The sequence below is a fragment of the Caballeronia sp. HLA56 genome, from assembly GCF_054655155.1.
This window is the reverse complement of sequence record NZ_BAAHOB010000005.1, coordinates 892937-908565: the sequence shown is the minus strand read 5'-3', so window position 1 is coordinate 908565 and position 15629 is coordinate 892937. Positions and strand designations below refer to the sequence as shown.

Sequence of the window (15629 nt, the reverse complement as noted above, 5' to 3'; positions counted from 1 at the left end):
GCCGTATTCCAAAGCAATCTTTCGATCACCTTTTCATACTTGATACAATCACAACCCTGATTACCCTACTCACACCCATCTCTAAGTGCTTTCGAATAATCTCTTTACTACTTCTTCCAGATTGTTAAAGAACGACAGCCGATAGCATGATCAAATTCGATCACCTACCCGCGCTGACTGGCTCAATCGCCAATGCGCAACGTTGAACCCCGCGTTCAGCGCTGTGCATTGAGGATTGGTGGAGGATGACGGGATCGAACCGACGACCCCCTGCTTGCAAAGCAGGTGCTCTCCCAGCTGAGCTAATCCCCCCGTGTGTGCCTGACTCAGTCTGCTCGCTTGGTCGTTTCAAGCACCGCTTGCCCGGGTGGTGGGTCTGGTTGGATTCGAACCAACGACCCCCGCCTTATCAAGACGGTGCTCTAACCGACTGAGCTACAGACCCTTAGCCTGTCTTTCTGACAGCCGATAAGCGTGAACACTTGAGTGGGCGAGCGTTTAAGCTCGAGAAAGGAGGTGATCCAGCCGCACCTTCCGATACGGCTACCTTGTTACGACTTCACCCCAGTCATGAATCCTACCGTGGTGACCGTCCTCCTTGCGGTTAGACTAGCCACTTCTGGTAAAACCCACTCCCATGGTGTGACGGGCGGTGTGTACAAGACCCGGGAACGTATTCACCGCGGCATGCTGATCCGCGATTACTAGCGATTCCAGCTTCACGCAGTCGAGTTGCAGACTGCGATCCGGACTACGATCGGTTTTCTGGGATTGGCTCCACCTCGCGGCTTGGCAACCCTCTGTTCCGACCATTGTATGACGTGTGAAGCCCTACCCATAAGGGCCATGAGGACTTGACGTCATCCCCACCTTCCTCCGGTTTGTCACCGGCAGTCTCCCTAGAGTGCTCTTGCGTAGCAACTAAGGACAAGGGTTGCGCTCGTTGCGGGACTTAACCCAACATCTCACGACACGAGCTGACGACAGCCATGCAGCACCTGTGCGACGATTCTCTTTCGAGCACCCCAGGCTCTCACCCGGGTTTCGTCCATGTCAAGGGTAGGTAAGGTTTTTCGCGTTGCATCGAATTAATCCACATCATCCACCGCTTGTGCGGGTCCCCGTCAATTCCTTTGAGTTTTAATCTTGCGACCGTACTCCCCAGGCGGTCAACTTCACGCGTTAGCTACGTTACTAAGGAAATGAATCCCCAACAACTAGTTGACATCGTTTAGGGCGTGGACTACCAGGGTATCTAATCCTGTTTGCTCCCCACGCTTTCGTGCATGAGCGTCAGTATTGGCCCAGGGGGCTGCCTTCGCCATCGGTATTCCTCCACATCTCTACGCATTTCACTGCTACACGTGGAATTCTACCCCCCTCTGCCATACTCTAGCCTGCCAGTCACCAATGCAGTTCCCAGGTTAAGCCCGGGGATTTCACATCGGTCTTAACAGACCGCCTGCGCACGCTTTACGCCCAGTAATTCCGATTAACGCTCGCACCCTACGTATTACCGCGGCTGCTGGCACGTAGTTAGCCGGTGCTTATTCTTCCGGTACCGTCATCCCCACCCGGTATTAACAGGCAGGTTTTCTTTCCGGACAAAAGTGCTTTACAACCCGAAGGCCTTCTTCACACACGCGGCATTGCTGGATCAGGGTTGCCCCCATTGTCCAAAATTCCCCACTGCTGCCTCCCGTAGGAGTCTGGGCCGTGTCTCAGTCCCAGTGTGGCTGGTCGTCCTCTCAGACCAGCTACAGATCGTCGCCTTGGTAGGCCTTTACCCCACCAACTAGCTAATCTGCCATCGGCCGCCCCTATAGCGCGAGGTCCCGAAGGATCCCCCGCTTTCTTCCGTAGATCGTATGCGGTATTAATCCGGCTTTCGCCGGGCTATCCCCCACTACAGGACACGTTCCGATGTATTACTCACCCGTTCGCCACTCGCCACCAGGGTTGCCCCCGTGCTGCCGTTCGACTTGCATGTGTAAGGCATGCCGCCAGCGTTCAATCTGAGCCAGGATCAAACTCTTCAGTTCAATGCCTGTTACTGTTTTCGGTTGTTTTACCAACCGGTCGCTCACTCAACGTACTGACGATGATCAATCCGTCTTTCGACAGATAAACCTTCCTCTAATACTGTGTGAGACTTGATAACTTTCGCTAAACGTCCCAACCCCAAAAGGTCAGAACCGCTCGCGCCATCAAGTGCCCACACTTATCGGCTGTTAGTTTTTAAAGAGCACATTCGCCAAGACTTCCCGCCAAGCGCACCAAGCATTTTGCTCAGCACCGCTTCGTCTTGCGTCGCTGCATCTGCAGCAGAGAAACGAGATTATGTACGTCGTTTCAGTTACTGTCAACAAAAATTTGAAGCTTTCTTTTCTTGCCCACCGCGCTTCGGAGCGAATACCACCTTTGCCCGCCTCGCCTACTGAAACCACTTCTCGCTTCCTTCGCGTTCATCGAATCGCGAAGGAACGGAATTCTAGTGGGCGCCGGCAAGAATCGCAAGCCCTTTGCGTCGAAGAAACTTAACGGTGTTTGAAGACGGGCTTGCGCTTCTCGACGAACGCGGCCATGCCTTCCTTTTGATCTTCCGTCGCGAAGAGCGAATGGAACAAGCGACGTTCGAAATGAACGCCTTCCGCCAATGTTGTTTCGTAGGCGCGATTGACCGCCTCTTTCGCCATCATGACCGCTGGCAGCGAGAAAGAAGCGATGATCGTCGCGGCCTCGACGGCCTCATCGATCAGACGCTCCGCACCGACGACGCGCGACGCCAAACCCGCCCGCTCCGCCTCGCTCGCGTCCATCATGCGCGCGGTCAGGCACATGTCCATCGCTTTTGACTTCGATACCGCGCGCGTCAGCCGCTGCGTGCCGCCCGCACCCGGGATGACGCCGAGCTTGATTTCCGGCTGGCCGAACTTCGCGGTATCCGCGGCGATGATGATGTCGCACATCATGGCGAGTTCGCAGCCGCCGCCCAGCGCGAAGCCGCCGACCGCCGCGATGATCGGCTTGCGAATCGAGCGGATGGTTTCCCAGTTGCGCGTGATGTAGTCGCCCTTGTAGGCGTCCATATAGGAATAGCCGGCCATCATTCCGATGTCCGCACCCGCTGCGAACGCCTTCTCGCTGCCGGTCACGACGATCGCGCCGATATCCTCGTCGGCGTCGAATGCCTTCAACGCCGCGCCCAACTCGTCCATCAGCGCGTCGTTCAGCGCGTTGAGCGCCTTCGGCCGATTGAGCGTGATCAGTCCAACCCGCCCGCGCGTCTCCACCAACAGATTCTCGTAAGCCATGCACTCCTCCTTTCGATCCTCAGGTAAGCCCTAATGAAATCACTTGCTTCGCGCTATCTCGATAATGCTAACATTACCAACCAACCGGTCGGTTAATTATTCGATCCGCCGCCATCCGCCGTTCCTACTGCTCGCGACCATGACACATCCGCTCTTTACGAAACATGAGGCGACGCTCGACCAAGCGCTTGCCGCCATCGAGACACGCGGCTATTGGAGCCCGTTCGCCGAAATGCCGAGCCCCAAAGTGTACGGGGAAACGGCAGCCGCGGATGGCGAAGCCGCGTTCAAGGCGCATCTCGGCAAGACGTTCGAACTCGACCAGCCCTCGACGGGAGAGACGGTCGGTGACGAACGATCGCCGTTCGGCATTGGGCTTGGCATCAAGTATCCCAAGTCTGATCCCGACGCGCTCATTCGGGCCGCTTCCGAAGCGCAATCTGCGTGGCGCGCCGCTGGACCGAAAGCGTGGGTCGGCGTGAGTCTCGAGATTCTTTCGCGACTGAACCGCGCGAGCTTCGAAATTGCGCAAAGCGTGATGCATACGACCGGTCAGGCATCCATGATGGCCTTTCAGGCAGGTGGCCCGCACGCGCAGGATCGCGGGCTCGAAGCCGTGGTCTATGCGTGGGACCAAATGCGCCGAATCCCTTCCGAAGCGCATTGGGAAAAGCCACAAGGCAAGAATCCGCCGCTCGCGATGCAAAAGCGCTTCACCATTGTTCCGCGCGGCACGGGCCTCGTGCTTGGCTGCTGCACGTTCCCGACGTGGAACGGTTACCCCGGCCTGTTCGCCGATCTCGCGACCGGCAACGCCGTCATCGTCAAACCGCATCCGGGTGCGATCTTGCCGCTTGCAATCACTGTTCGCATCGCGCGCGAAGTACTGCGGGATGCGGGCTTCGATCCGAATGTCGTCACGCTGCTCGCCACCGCTCCGAATGACGGCCCGCTCGTACAAGAACTCGCCGTGCGGCCCGAAATCAAGCTGATCGACTTCACGGGCAGCACGCAGAACGGCACCTGGCTCGAACGCAACGCGCATCAGGCGCAGGTCTATACGGAAAAAGCGGGCGTGAATCAGATCGTCATCGATTCCGTGGACGATCTGAAGGCAGCGGCACGGAACATTGCGTTTTCGCTCGCGCTCTATTCCGGCCAGATGTGCACGGCGCCTCAAAACATCTACGTGCCGCGTGAGGGTATCCGCACGGCCGACGGACACGTGAGCTTCGACGATGTCGCCAAGGCGCTCGCCGTTTCCGTCGAAAAACTGACCTCCGATCCGGCGCGCGCGGTCGAACTGACCGGCGCGATTCAAAACGATGGCGTCGTCAATCGTGTAACCCAAGCACGCGAACTCGGCGCGGTTCTCCTTGATAGCCAGACGCTCGCGCACCCGGCATTTCCCGAAGCGCGAGTGCATACGCCCCTCATGCTCAAACTCGACGCGCGCGCCGATGAAGCCAGCTTCACCAAGGAATGGTTCGGCCCGATCTCCTTCGTCGTCGCGACGGACTCGACCGCGCAGTCGTTGGAACTTGCCGGCTTGATCGCGCGAGAACACGGCGCGTTGACCTTCGCCGTGTACAGCACGGACGACGCAGTGATCGAAGCGGCCTATGACGCAGCCATTCGCGGCGGCGTCGCCCTGTCCATCAATCTGACGGGCGGCGTTTTCGTCAATCAGACCGCGGCGTACTCGGACTTCCATGGCACCGGCGCGAATCCCGCGGCCAACGCTGCGCTGTCCGACGCGGCTTACGTCGCCAATCGCTTTCGTGTCGTGCAAAGCAGAGTCCATGTTGCGCCGAAGGCCGCGACTGCGGAAGCTAGCCAAACGGCATAGGCAAAAGCGACGGTGCAAAAGGCCTATGCCATTCGGCCGAATGGCAAGGGCTCGGACGCACGGCTAGTATCGATTCGAACGATTGGTGATTGAGGAGACGCCATGTCCGGGAAGTCCGTCCTGTTTCATATCGATGCAACGACGCGCGTCGCAACGGTGACGCTCAATCGTCCCGACAAGCTGAACAGCTTTACCCGCGAGATGCATATCGAGCTGAACGACGCGTTGAACGAAGTCGAAGCGAGCAACGCGCGCGCGGTCATCATCACCGGCGCGGGACGCGGCTTTTGCGCGGGTCAGGATCTGGCCGATCTCGACTTCACGCAAGGCGCCACGCCCGATCTCGGCGAGCTGATCGAGGCACACTTCAACCCGCTCGTGCGACGTCTTCAGGCAATGCCATTGCCGATCATCGCCGCTGTCAACGGCACGGCCGCCGGCGCCGGCGCGAATCTGGCGATGGCGTGCGATCTAGTCATTGCCGTGCGCTCGGCCAGCTTTATCCAGGCGTTCGTGAAGATTGGTCTCGTGCCCGACTCAGGTGGAACGTGGCTTCTGCCACGACGTGTCGGCGAAGCGCGCGCGCTCGGGCTCGCGCTGACGGGTGAGAAGCTCGGCGCGGAAAAAGCGCAAGCGTGGGGCATCGTTTGGCGCGTGGTGGAAGACGCCGACTTGACCGACGCCGCGACGCAACTGGCCGCACAACTCGCGCAGCAGCCCACGAAGGCGATAGCGGCGATCAAGCAGGCGCTTCGCGCGAGCGCCAACAACACGTTCGATCAGCAACTCGACCTCGAACGCGATGTTCAACGCGAGTTGGGCGCGTCCCACGACTTCATGGAAGGCGTCGCCGCGTTCAAGGAAAAGCGCGCACCGCGCTTCGAAGGTCTGTGAGAGCCGCAAGGAGAAACCTGTGACGCCTCAACAACTGGCGGAAGCGACCGCCAAGGCAATGTATGAAGCAGACGCCTGCACGCGCTCGCTCGGCATTGAACTCGTCGAAATCAGGCCTGGCTATGCGCGGCTGCAGATGAACGTGCGCCCCGACTTCCTGAACGGCCACGCGATCTGTCATGGCGGCTTGATGTTCACGCTTGCCGATTCCGCCTTCGCCTTTGCATGCAATTCGTACAACCTCAGCACGGTCGCGGCGGGCTGTTCGATCGAATTTCTGCGTCCGGTTCAAGGCGGCGATCGACTGACCGCCGAAGCGATCGAGCAGACTTTGAGCGGCCGCGCCGGCATCTACGATATTCGCCTGACCAACCGCGAAGGCGAAACAGTCGCGATGTTTCGCGGCAAGTCCGCGCAGATCCGCGGCACCGTCATACCAGTCTGACTGGACCGACCCGGGCAGGCGGACGCGCCAGACATGGCCCCGCTGCATGGCGAGCATGAAGGAGACAACGATGACCACGACGCTGCCGCTCGAGCCCATAGAAAAGGCGAGCCGCGACGAACTTCTGGCGCTGCAACTCGACCGTCTGAAATGGACGCTCAAGCACGCCTATGAGAACTCGCCGGTGTATCGGCGCAAGTTCGATGCAGCCGGCGTGCACCCGGAGGACGTGCAGTCGCTCGCCGATCTCGCCCGCTTCCCGTTCACGACGAAAAAAGATTTACGTGACAGTTATCCGTTCGGCATGTTCGCCGTGCCGCAAGAGCGAATTTCGCGAATCCACGCTTCGTCCGGCACGACCGGGAAGCCGACTGTTGTGGGTTACACGGCGTCCGATATCGACATCTGGGCGAATCTCGTGGCGCGCTCGATCCGCGCAGCCGGCGCGCGACGCGGCGATAAGGTCCACGTGAGCTACGGCTACGGTCTCTTCACGGGCGGCCTCGGCGCGCATTACGGCGCCGAACGCGCGGGACTCACGGTAATTCCCTTCGGCGGCGGTCAGACCGAAAAGCAAGTGCAACTGATCCAGGACTTTCGTCCGGACATCATCATGGTGACGCCGAGCTACATGCTCTCGATCGCGGATGAACTCGAGCGGCAAGGCGTCGATCCGGCGAGTTGCTCGCTGCGTCTCGGCATCTTCGGGGCGGAACCGTGGACGAACGACATGCGTCGCGCGATCGAGGCGCGCATGGGTATCGACGCGGTCGACATCTACGGGCTTTCGGAAGTGATGGGGCCGGGCGTGGCTTCGGAGTGCGCGGAAACCAAGGACGGCCCGACGATCTGGGAAGACCATTTTTATCCCGAGATCATCGACCCGGAAACGGGCGAAGTGTTACCGGATGGCGAATTCGGCGAACTCGTCTTCACCTCGTTGACAAAGGAAGCGCTGCCGATCATCCGCTATCGCACGCGCGATCTCACACGGCTTTTGCCGGGCACCGCGCGCACGATGCGCCGCATGGAAAAGATCACCGGCCGCTCGGACGACATGATGATCGTGCGCGGCGTCAACGTGTTCCCCACGCAGATAGAAGAGTTGCTGCTCAAGCGCCCCGTGCTCGCGCCGCACTACCAGATCGTACTGACGAAGGAAGGTCCGCTCGACGTCCTGACGCTGAACGTCGAGCCTTGCCCCGAATCCGCGCCCGATACCGTCGCGCTCGACGGCGCCAGGGACGCGCTTACCTACGACATCAAGGCGCTGATAGGCGTCAGCGCTATCGTGAATGTGCTCGCGGTGAACGGCATCGAGCGTTCGGTGGGCAAGGCGCGACGCGTCGTCGACAAACGCGCCCGCTAGGAATTCGGCAGCAAGAGCCACATCCGGCCGCCCTGCTTCATGCGGCCGGCAAGATCGCCGGCGTCGTCGCCCAGGCCCCAGAAGTAGTCGGCGCGCACGCCGCCCTTGATTGCGCTGCCGGTGTCTTGAGCGAAGACGAGGCGGTTCATCGGCTGATTGCTGAGCGGGCGCGTGGTCTGGAGGAACACGGGCGTGCCGAGGGGGATCGCGGACGGATCGACGGCGATCGAACGTTCGGGCGTCAGCGGCACCCCCAAGGCGCCAACCGGGCCGTCGCCGAGACTCGCGGACACCACGTCGGCCGACGGCATCTCACGGAAAAACACGAAGCGCGGATTCACGTCGAGGAGCGCATCGACGCGCGCGGGGTTCGCCTTCGCCCACGCCTTGATGCCCTGCATGGTCGCCTGCACCGGCGTGATTTCGCCGCGATCGAGCAACTCCTTGCCGATCGACCGATACGGCTGGTTGTTCGTGCCGCCGAAGCCAACGCGCATCACGCTTCCGTCTTCCATGACGACGCGTCCCGAACCCTGAACCTGCAGGAAGAACGCTTCGATCGGGTCGTCGACCCAGACGAGTTCGTTGCCGGTCAACGCGCCCGAACGTTCGAGCTGCGCGCGCGCAGGCAACGCGGAGCCTTGCTTATAGCGATACGGCCATCGATAAAGCGCGTTCTGATAGATGCCATGCCGCGTACGCGCGCCGCGCAACAACGGCTCGTAGTAGCCGGTTACGAGGCCGTCGAGCGTGCCGTCGGTATTCGCGAGCTGATAAGGCGTGAAGTAGCTCTCGAAGAAGCTGCGCGCCGCCGACATGTCCAGATCGTCAAGCTGCTGTGCCGCCGCGCATGCTCGCTGCCACGGCGCCTGACGCGCGAGACGGCTGCAGTTCTGACGCAGCGCGGCCGTCGCGCCGATAAGTGAATCGTCCTGCCAGCCCGGCACTTGCTGCCAGCTCACCGGCGAAAGACGCGAAGCCGCGCGCTGTCCCGTGATGATCGGCGCGCCAGTCGGTGCATTCGCGCCTGGCTTCGTATAAGAGCCGCCTCCGCACGAGGCGACGAGGACCGCGGTTGCAATCGATGCGGCCAGCGCCGCCACGCGCGCGGCAGACCGCGTGAAACGCATACAATGCTCGTTCTTGATGGGAACCGCCATGTCTGATCTGTTCGACGAATATCCAATGCTGGTTTTCGGGCTCGAGGCGCTGGTTGCGCTCGGCTTGCTGATTTTTATCGTCGTGTGGACGAATTCGGGCAAGAAGAAACACCAGAACCGCCAAAACGACGCTGCGAAGCGCCGCTGATTGCCACTAAAACTCCGCGTTCAATGCAGTGTGCGCGGCATGTGCAGCGCGAACTCCGCGACCGGCGCTTCGAAGCGCTCGCCATCTTCCGCCACGCAGAAATACGAACCGCGCATCGTGCCCACGGGCGTCGCGATGACGGCCCAGCTCGTATATTCGAAGCGCTCGCCCGGCGGCAGAAGCGGCTGATGCCCGACCACGCCGAGCCCTTTTACTTCCTGCACGTGATCGTCGCTATCGGTGATGATCCAGTGACGGGAGATCAGTTGAGCGGTGATCTGACCCGTGTTACGGATCGTCAACGTGTAGGCGAACGCGTATTGACGGTTGTCGGGATCTGACTGGTCCGGCAGGTAGCGCGTCTCGACCGCGACGCTGAATTCGTACTGGCTCATCGTTGTTCCAATTCTATTCGTCGCTGCGCCGCCATTTAGCGCGCAGGTGCCTCATTGTTTCATCGCTTTGCTTCCACTGGTCAAGCATTCTGCTTTATGCAATTCACAGTCGCAATACGAATTGCGTGCTCGAGTCAAATCCAAAACTCGCGCCATTTCATTCCGAGTAGCACGTATTAGGCCGTTCAGCCGGGTAACGTGCTGAAAAAACGCGGGTTAGAATCGGTGTTCCAGACATCGAGCCTTAATCCGGCAATGCTTTCGCCGGACGCGGGCCAACTCACTCCACACGTCCATGAAGCAATTCCATATCGCTCCTAGCATCCTGTCCGCCGACTTCTCGCGCCTTGGCGAAGAAGTCCGTAACGTCGTCGCGGCCGGCGCCGACTGGGTTCACTTCGACGTGATGGACAACCATTATGTGCCGAACCTGACGATCGGCCCGGTGGTGTGCGAGGCGCTTCGCCCGCATGTGGACGTGCCCATCGACGTGCATTTGATGGTGCGCCCGGTCGACCGCATCGTGCCGGACTTTGCAAAAGCCGGAGCTAATCAGATCAGTTTCCATCCGGAAGGTTCGGATCATATCGACCGGACCTTGTCGCTCATTCGCGATCACGGCTGCAAGGCGGGCCTCGTGTTCAATCCGGCCACGCCGCTCATTTATCTGGATCACGTGATGGACAAGGTCGATCTCGTGCTCATCATGTCGGTGAACCCCGGCTTTGGCGGACAGTCGTTCATTCCTGAAGCGTTGAACAAGATTCGCGAAGCGCGCACGCGTATCGACGCTTACCGCGAGCGAACGGGCCGCGATATTCATCTCGAAGTGGATGGCGGCGTGAAGGTGGAGAACATCGGCGAGATCGCGGCTGCGGGCGCGGACAGCTTCGTCGCGGGCTCGGCCATCTTCGGCAAGCACGACTACAAGCAAGTAATCGACGCCATGCGCGCCGAACTTGCCAAAGTGGGGAACGCGCAGTGAGCGAACTCACCACCTTTTCGATACGACCCGCGCGACCGATCCGCGCGGCCATCATCGATCTCGACGGCACCATGGTCGATACCGCCGACGACTTCGTCGCCGCGATCAACGGCATGCTCGTGCGCATCGGTCTGGAACAGCAGCCGGTCGCGCGCGATGAAGTCGTGGATTACGTCGGCAAGGGCTCGGAGAATCTGATCCGCAGCGTGCTCGCCGTGCGCCTGCCGCGCACCGAGGCCGCCGCGCAATTCGACGACGCCCTCGCTATCTATCAAAGCGAATACGCGAAGATCAACGGCCAGTACTCGGCGCTCTTTCCCGAAGTGAAGGAAGGCCTGGAAGCCATGCGCGAACTCGGCATCGCGCTCGCGTGCGTGACCAACAAGCCGCATCGGTTCGCCGTGGAGTTGCTGGCGCACTTCGGCATTGCCGAGTATTTCAAGGTCATTCTCGGCGGCGATTCGGTCGCGCAGAAGAAGCCCGATCCGCTTCCCATGCTCACCGCGTGCGAGCGGCTCGACGTGCTGCCGCGCGAAACCGTGGCGGTCGGCGACTCCGAAAACGACGCTCTCGCGGGCCGCGCCGCGGGCATGGCGACGCTCACCGTCCCCTACGGCTATAACCACGGGAAAGATGTGCAATCGGTGAAATCCGATGGTATAGTTTCCACGCTGCGCGCCGCCGCAATGGCCATTTCCACTACGCTGGCGCCGCCCAATACCACACTGACTGAATAGTCCATCTCATGTTTCTCAACAGAAAACGGAGTCTGAGCAGCATCGACCGGGGAGCCTGGCCCTGGCGTCGCTGGTCGCGCTAACCTCGCCCGAGGTACGCTGAAGCCATCATGTTCGAGCACGCTTCAGCATCCGTTTTTTGTTTCGCTGCGCATTCCCGCGCCGTTTCCTCTGACTTGTCGCACCGCTTGCTTCGGAACCATTCCGGCGCAACGAACGATAACCGCGTCGTTCTTCAAGACGTCTCTCCTTGCGAGAAACGCCCGCGAAAACGCGTGTCGTCGCGCACCGTTCGACAGCATGAAAAACCGGCCGATCGCAGTGCCCCGCTTGTCCCGATGCCGCGCTCAATCAAAAGAATGCGCGGCACGCAAAGGATCGCAACATGACCGAACTCGAATTCCAATCGCTGGCGAACGAAGGCTATAACCGCATTCCGCTCATCGCAGAAGCGCTCGCCGATCTCGAAACGCCCCTGTCGCTTTATCTCAAGCTCGCGCAGTCCGAGCGCAATGGCGCCAACTCGTTCCTGCTGGAATCCGTCGTGGGCGGCGAGCGCTTCGGGCGCTATTCGTTCATCGGCCTGCCGGCGCGCACGGTGGTGCGCGTACAGAACGGCGTGTCGCAAGTCGTGACCGACGGCAACGTCACCGAGACCGATGAAGGCGATCCGCTCGCGTTCATCGAACGCTTCCAGAAGCGTTTCAAGGTTGCCATGCGTCCAGGTTTGCCGCGCTTTTGCGGCGGCCTGGCAGGCTACTTCGGTTACGACGCGGTGCGCTATATCGAGAAAAAGCTCGCGCATACGGCGCCGCACGACGATCTCGGTCTGCCGGACATTCAGCTTCTGCTGACCGAGGAAGTCGCGGTCATCGACAACCTCGCGGGCAAGCTCTACCTGATCGTTTATGCCGATCCCACCAAGGCCGAGGCGTATGCCAAGGCGAAGCATCGGCTGCGCGAACTGCGGGCGCGTCTGCGTGCTACCGTCCAGCCGCCCGTGACGTCGGCGAGTGTGCGCACCGAAACGTTCCGCGAGTTCGCTAAAGAGGATTATCTGAACGCCGTGCGACGCGCGAAGGAATACATCGCGGCGGGCGAACTAATGCAGGTGCAAGTCGGCCAGCGGCTCGTCAAGCCGTTCCGCGACAACCCGCTCTCGCTGTATCGCGCGCTGCGTTCGCTCAATCCGTCGCCGTACATGTACTACTACAACTTTGGCGGCGACGTTCACGTGGTCGGCGCATCGCCGGAAATTCTCGTGCGTCAGGAACAGCGCGCGGGCGAGCGCATCGTGACCATACGTCCGCTTGCCGGCACGCGACCGCGCGGCAACACGCCCGAGCGCGACGCCGAACTCGCCACCGAACTGCTGAACGATCCGAAGGAAGTCGCCGAGCACGTGATGCTGATCGACCTCGCGCGCAACGACGTGGGCCGTATTGCGCAGACCGGCTCGGTTTCGGTGACGGACAAGATGATCATCGAAAAGTATTCGCACGTTCAGCACATCGTGAGTTCGGTCGAAGGCACGTTGAAGCCCGGCATGAGCAACTTCGACGTATTGCGCGCGACCTTCCCCGCCGGCACGCTTTCCGGCGCGCCGAAAGTGCGTGCGATGGAATTGATCGACGAACTCGAACCCGTGAAGCGCGGCTTGTATGGCGGCGCGGTCGGTTATTTGTCGTTCAGCGGCGAAATGGATCTGGCGATTGCCATTCGCACCGGCCTCATTCACAAGGGCAATCTCTATGTGCAGGCAGCGGCGGGTGTCGTTGCCGACTCGGTGCCCGAGTCCGAATGGCAAGAGACGGAGAACAAGGCGCGCGCCGTGTTGCGTGCCGCCGAGCAAGTGCAAGATGGCCTCGACAGCGACTTCTGAGGAGAAAAGACCATGCTGCTGATGATCGACAACTACGACTCGTTCACCTATAACCTGGTCCAGTACTTCGGCGAACTCGGCGAGGACGTGCAGACGTTTCGCAACGACGAAATCTCGCTCGATGAAATCGCCAAGCTCAATCCCGCACGCATCTGCCTGTCGCCGGGACCGAGCAATCCGCAGCACGCGGGCATCACGCTCGACGTTCTGCGCGAGTTCTCCGGCAAGCTGCCCATTCTCGGCGTGTGCCTCGGCCATCAGGCCATTGGCGAAGCGTTCGGCGGACGCGTGGTGCGCGCGCAGACCATCATGCACGGCAAGGTGAGCGCGATCGAAACCGACTGTAGAGGCGTGTTCTCCGACCTGCCAAAACACTTCAACGTCACGCGCTATCACTCGCTGGCGATTGAACGCGAGTCTTTGCCCGACTGTCTCGAAGTGTCCGCATGGACGCCTGATGGTGAAATCATGGGCGTGCGCCACCGGGAACTCAAAGTGGAAGGTGTGCAGTTCCATCCGGAATCCATTCTTTCCGAGCATGGTCACGCGCTGCTCGAAAACTTCGTGAAAAACACGGGATCGGGAAAGCGAGCGTGACTGCCATGACGATCACCGCACAAGAAGCGCTGCAACGCACGATCGAGCATCGCGAAATCTTCCACGACGAAATGCTGCATCTCATGCGCACCATCATGCGCGGCGAGATGTCGCCTGTGATGGCCGCTGCGATCATTACCGGCTTGCGCGTGAAGAAGGAAACCATCGGCGAGATCGCGGCCGCCGCGACTGTCATGCGCGAGTTCGCCAATCACGTCGAGGTGGCGGACAACTCCCATTTTGTCGATATCGTCGGCACGGGCGGCGACGGCTCGCACACTTTCAACATTTCCACGGCATCGATGTTCGTTTCCGCCGCCGCCGGCGCGAAGGTCGCGAAGCACGGCAATCGCGGCGTGTCGAGCAAGTCGGGCAGCGCGGACGTGCTCGAAGCGCTTGGCGTGAATATCGATCTGACGCCGGAACAAGTCGCCGCCTCGATTGCCGAAACCGGCATGGGCTTCATGTTCGCGCCGAACCATCATCCGGCAATGAAGAACATCGCGCCCGTGCGCCGCGAACTCGGCGTGCGGACCATCTTCAATATTCTCGGGCCGCTGACCAATCCGGCGGGCGCGCCGAATCAGCTGCAGGGCGTGTTCCATGAAGACCTCGTCGGCATCCAGGTTCGTGTGATGCAGCGGCTCGGCGCAAACCACGTGCTTGTCGTGTACGGCAAGGACGGGATGGACGAAGTGTCGCTTGGCGCCGCGACCAAGGTCGGCGAATTGAAGAACGACGAAGTGAACGAGTACGAGATTCATCCGGAAGACTTCGGTCTTCAAATGGTCTCGAACCGCTCGCTGAAAGTGCAGGACGCGCAGGAATCGAAAACCATGCTGCTCGGCGCGCTGAACAACAAGGCGGGTGTAGCGCGCGAGATCGTCACGCTGAACGCGGGCGCGGCGCTCTACGCGGCCGACATCGTCGATTCGATCGCCGAGGGCATGGCCGCCGCGCGCGAAGCCATCGCCAGCGGCGCGGCGCGCGAAAAGGTCGAAGCTCTCGTGCGCTTCACGCAGCAATTCACCAAATAACGGACATCACCATGAGCGACATTCTGGATCGCATCATCGCGGTGAAGCGCGAGGAAATCCGCGCCGCCGAACAAAGCGCGCCGCTCGAAGAACTCAGGCTCGAAGCGAGCGCGCGCGACTTGCGCGATTTCGTCGGCGCGCTGCGTGCGAAGCATGCTGAAGGCCGGGCCGCGGTCATTGCGGAAGTGAAGAAGGCGAGCCCTTCCAAAGGCGTGCTGCGCGAGCACTTCGTGCCGGGCGAAATCGCACGCTCCTACGAGCAAGGCGGCGCCGCGTGCCTTTCCGTGCTCACCGACGTGCAGTTCTTCAAAGGCAGCGTCGCGTATCTCGAAGAAGCGCGCGCCGCGTGCAGCCTGCCGGTGCTGCGCAAAGACTTTATCGTCGACCCTTATCAGATCATGGAAGCGCGCGCGATGGGCGCCGACTGCATTCTGCTGATAGCCGCCGCGCTCGAACTTTCGCAGATGCAAGATCTCGAAGCCTATGCACATTCGCTCGGACTCGCGGTGCTGGTCGAAGTGCACGACGCCGACGAACTACGAGACGCGCTCACACTGAGAACGCCGCTCATCGGCATCAACAATCGCAATCTGCGCACGTTCCAGACAACTATCGATACGACCATCGGCATGCTCGAAGCGGTGCCGGACGACCGCATCGTGTTGACGGAATCGGGCATTCTCTCGCGCCACGACGTGGACCGGCTGCGAGCGATGCACGTGCACACGTTCCTCGTCGGCGAAGCGTTCATGCGCGCCGACGATCCGGGCACGGAACTCGCGCGAATGTTCTTCTGACTCTAAAGACGGGACCGAAT

General features: G+C 60.7%; 13 protein-coding genes, 2 tRNA genes and 1 rRNA gene. 10 read left to right on the top strand and 6 right to left on the bottom strand.

Going from position 1 to position 15629, the window contains the following annotated elements; translation table 11 throughout:
* Positions 1-236: 236 nt before the first annotated feature.
* The 4 genes from ACYQ47_RS23830 to ACYQ47_RS23815 form a co-directional block, all read right to left on the bottom strand.
* Positions 237-312 (bottom strand) — tRNA-Ala (locus tag ACYQ47_RS23830).
* 56 nt (positions 313-368) lie between these two features.
* Positions 369-445, bottom strand: a tRNA-Ile gene (locus tag ACYQ47_RS23825).
* A gap of 64 nt (positions 446-509) precedes the next feature.
* Positions 510-2042: ribosomal RNA gene (locus tag ACYQ47_RS23820) — 16S ribosomal RNA — on the bottom strand.
* A gap of 495 nt (positions 2043-2537) precedes the next feature.
* A complete protein-coding gene (locus ACYQ47_RS23815; protein ID WP_459907221.1) occupies positions 2538-3314 on the bottom strand; it encodes an enoyl-CoA hydratase in 777 nt (258 codons plus the stop codon).
* 139 nt (positions 3315-3453) lie between these two features.
* On the opposite strand from ACYQ47_RS23815, the gene paaN reads away from it, so the two are divergent.
* The 4 genes from paaN (at position 3454) to paaK (ending at position 7871) form a co-directional block, all read left to right on the top strand.
* The gene (gene paaN, locus ACYQ47_RS23810; RefSeq protein WP_459907219.1) at positions 3454-5163 is read left to right on the top strand and encodes a phenylacetic acid degradation protein PaaN; all 1710 of its coding nucleotides are present in this window, start codon (positions 3454-3456) and stop codon (positions 5161-5163) included.
* A gap of 102 nt (positions 5164-5265) precedes the next feature.
* Positions 5266-6057 (top strand): 2-(1,2-epoxy-1,2-dihydrophenyl)acetyl-CoA isomerase PaaG, encoded by a 792-nt coding sequence (paaG, locus tag ACYQ47_RS23805; protein ID WP_250465747.1) that lies wholly within the window; start codon positions 5266-5268, stop codon positions 6055-6057.
* Positions 6058-6115: 58 nt separating this feature from the next.
* Positions 6116-6502, top strand: a complete 387-nt coding sequence (gene paaI, locus ACYQ47_RS23800) for a hydroxyphenylacetyl-CoA thioesterase PaaI (RefSeq protein WP_250509548.1) — start codon at positions 6116-6118, stop codon at positions 6500-6502.
* Between the two features lie 70 nt (positions 6503-6572).
* Positions 6573-7871 carry a phenylacetate--CoA ligase PaaK gene (gene paaK, locus ACYQ47_RS23795; protein WP_250509524.1) on the top strand — a complete coding sequence of 433 codons (1299 nt, stop codon included), beginning with the start codon at positions 6573-6575 and terminating at the stop codon, positions 7869-7871.
* Here the strand turns inward: paaK and mltA are convergent.
* Positions 7868-9109 carry a murein transglycosylase A gene (gene mltA / locus ACYQ47_RS23790; protein WP_250509549.1) on the bottom strand — a complete coding sequence of 414 codons (1242 nt, stop codon included), beginning with the start codon at positions 9107-9109 and terminating at the stop codon, positions 7868-7870. The two genes, paaK and mltA, sit on opposite strands and share 4 nt — an antisense overlap.
* Before the next feature lie 90 nt (positions 9110-9199).
* Positions 9200-9574, bottom strand: a complete 375-nt coding sequence (gene apaG / locus ACYQ47_RS23785) for a Co2+/Mg2+ efflux protein ApaG (RefSeq protein ID WP_250509525.1) — start codon at positions 9572-9574, stop codon at positions 9200-9202.
* 295 nt (positions 9575-9869) lie between these two features.
* Between apaG and rpe the strand changes: the two genes are divergently transcribed.
* The 6 genes from rpe to trpC all read left to right on the top strand — a co-directional run bounded on the left by rpe (position 9870) and on the right by trpC (position 15609).
* Positions 9870-10559 (top strand): ribulose-phosphate 3-epimerase, encoded by a 690-nt coding sequence (gene rpe / locus ACYQ47_RS23780; RefSeq protein WP_244826322.1) that lies wholly within the window; start codon positions 9870-9872, stop codon positions 10557-10559.
* Positions 10556-11296 (top strand): phosphoglycolate phosphatase, encoded by a 741-nt coding sequence (locus ACYQ47_RS23775; RefSeq protein WP_459907215.1) that lies wholly within the window; start codon positions 10556-10558, stop codon positions 11294-11296. Before rpe ends, ACYQ47_RS23775 begins: the two co-directional genes overlap by 4 nt.
* A 385-nt stretch (positions 11297-11681) precedes the next feature.
* Complete coding sequence (gene trpE / locus ACYQ47_RS23770; RefSeq protein ID WP_250465751.1) at positions 11682-13178, top strand: anthranilate synthase component I; 1497 nt, start codon at positions 11682-11684, stop codon at positions 13176-13178.
* A gap of 12 nt (positions 13179-13190) precedes the next feature.
* Positions 13191-13775, top strand: a complete 585-nt coding sequence (locus tag ACYQ47_RS23765; RefSeq protein WP_459907212.1) for an aminodeoxychorismate/anthranilate synthase component II — start codon at positions 13191-13193, stop codon at positions 13773-13775.
* A 5-nt stretch (positions 13776-13780) separates the two neighbouring features.
* The gene (trpD, locus tag ACYQ47_RS23760; RefSeq protein WP_459907210.1) at positions 13781-14812 is read left to right on the top strand and encodes an anthranilate phosphoribosyltransferase; all 1032 of its coding nucleotides are present in this window, start codon (positions 13781-13783) and stop codon (positions 14810-14812) included.
* Between the two features lie 11 nt (positions 14813-14823).
* A complete protein-coding gene (gene trpC / locus ACYQ47_RS23755) occupies positions 14824-15609 on the top strand; it encodes an indole-3-glycerol phosphate synthase TrpC (RefSeq protein ID WP_459907208.1) in 786 nt (261 codons plus the stop codon).
* Positions 15610-15629: the final 20 nt, after the last annotated feature.

Excerpts from the sequence above, each read along its gene's own strand:
- ACYQ47_RS23815 (WP_459907221.1), bottom strand. The coding sequence starts at position 3,314 with ATGGCTTACGAGAATCTGTTGGTGGAGACGCGCGGGCGGGTTGGACTG.
- paaN (WP_459907219.1), top strand. The coding sequence starts at position 3,454 with ATGACACATCCGCTCTTTACGAAACATGAGGCGACGCTCGACCAAGCG.
- paaG (WP_250465747.1), top strand. The coding sequence starts at position 5,266 with ATGTCCGGGAAGTCCGTCCTGTTTCATATCGATGCAACGACGCGCGTC.
- paaI (WP_250509548.1), top strand. The coding sequence starts at position 6,116 with ATGTATGAAGCAGACGCCTGCACGCGCTCGCTCGGCATTGAACTCGTC.
- paaK (WP_250509524.1), top strand. The coding sequence starts at position 6,573 with ATGACCACGACGCTGCCGCTCGAGCCCATAGAAAAGGCGAGCCGCGAC.
- apaG (WP_250509525.1), bottom strand. The coding sequence starts at position 9,574 with ATGAGCCAGTACGAATTCAGCGTCGCGGTCGAGACGCGCTACCTGCCG.
- rpe (WP_244826322.1), top strand. The coding sequence starts at position 9,870 with ATGAAGCAATTCCATATCGCTCCTAGCATCCTGTCCGCCGACTTCTCG.
- trpE (WP_250465751.1), top strand. The coding sequence starts at position 11,682 with ATGACCGAACTCGAATTCCAATCGCTGGCGAACGAAGGCTATAACCGC.
- ACYQ47_RS23765 (WP_459907212.1), top strand. The coding sequence starts at position 13,191 with ATGCTGCTGATGATCGACAACTACGACTCGTTCACCTATAACCTGGTC.
- trpD (WP_459907210.1), top strand. The coding sequence starts at position 13,781 with ATGACGATCACCGCACAAGAAGCGCTGCAACGCACGATCGAGCATCGC.
- trpC (WP_459907208.1), top strand. The coding sequence starts at position 14,824 with ATGAGCGACATTCTGGATCGCATCATCGCGGTGAAGCGCGAGGAAATC.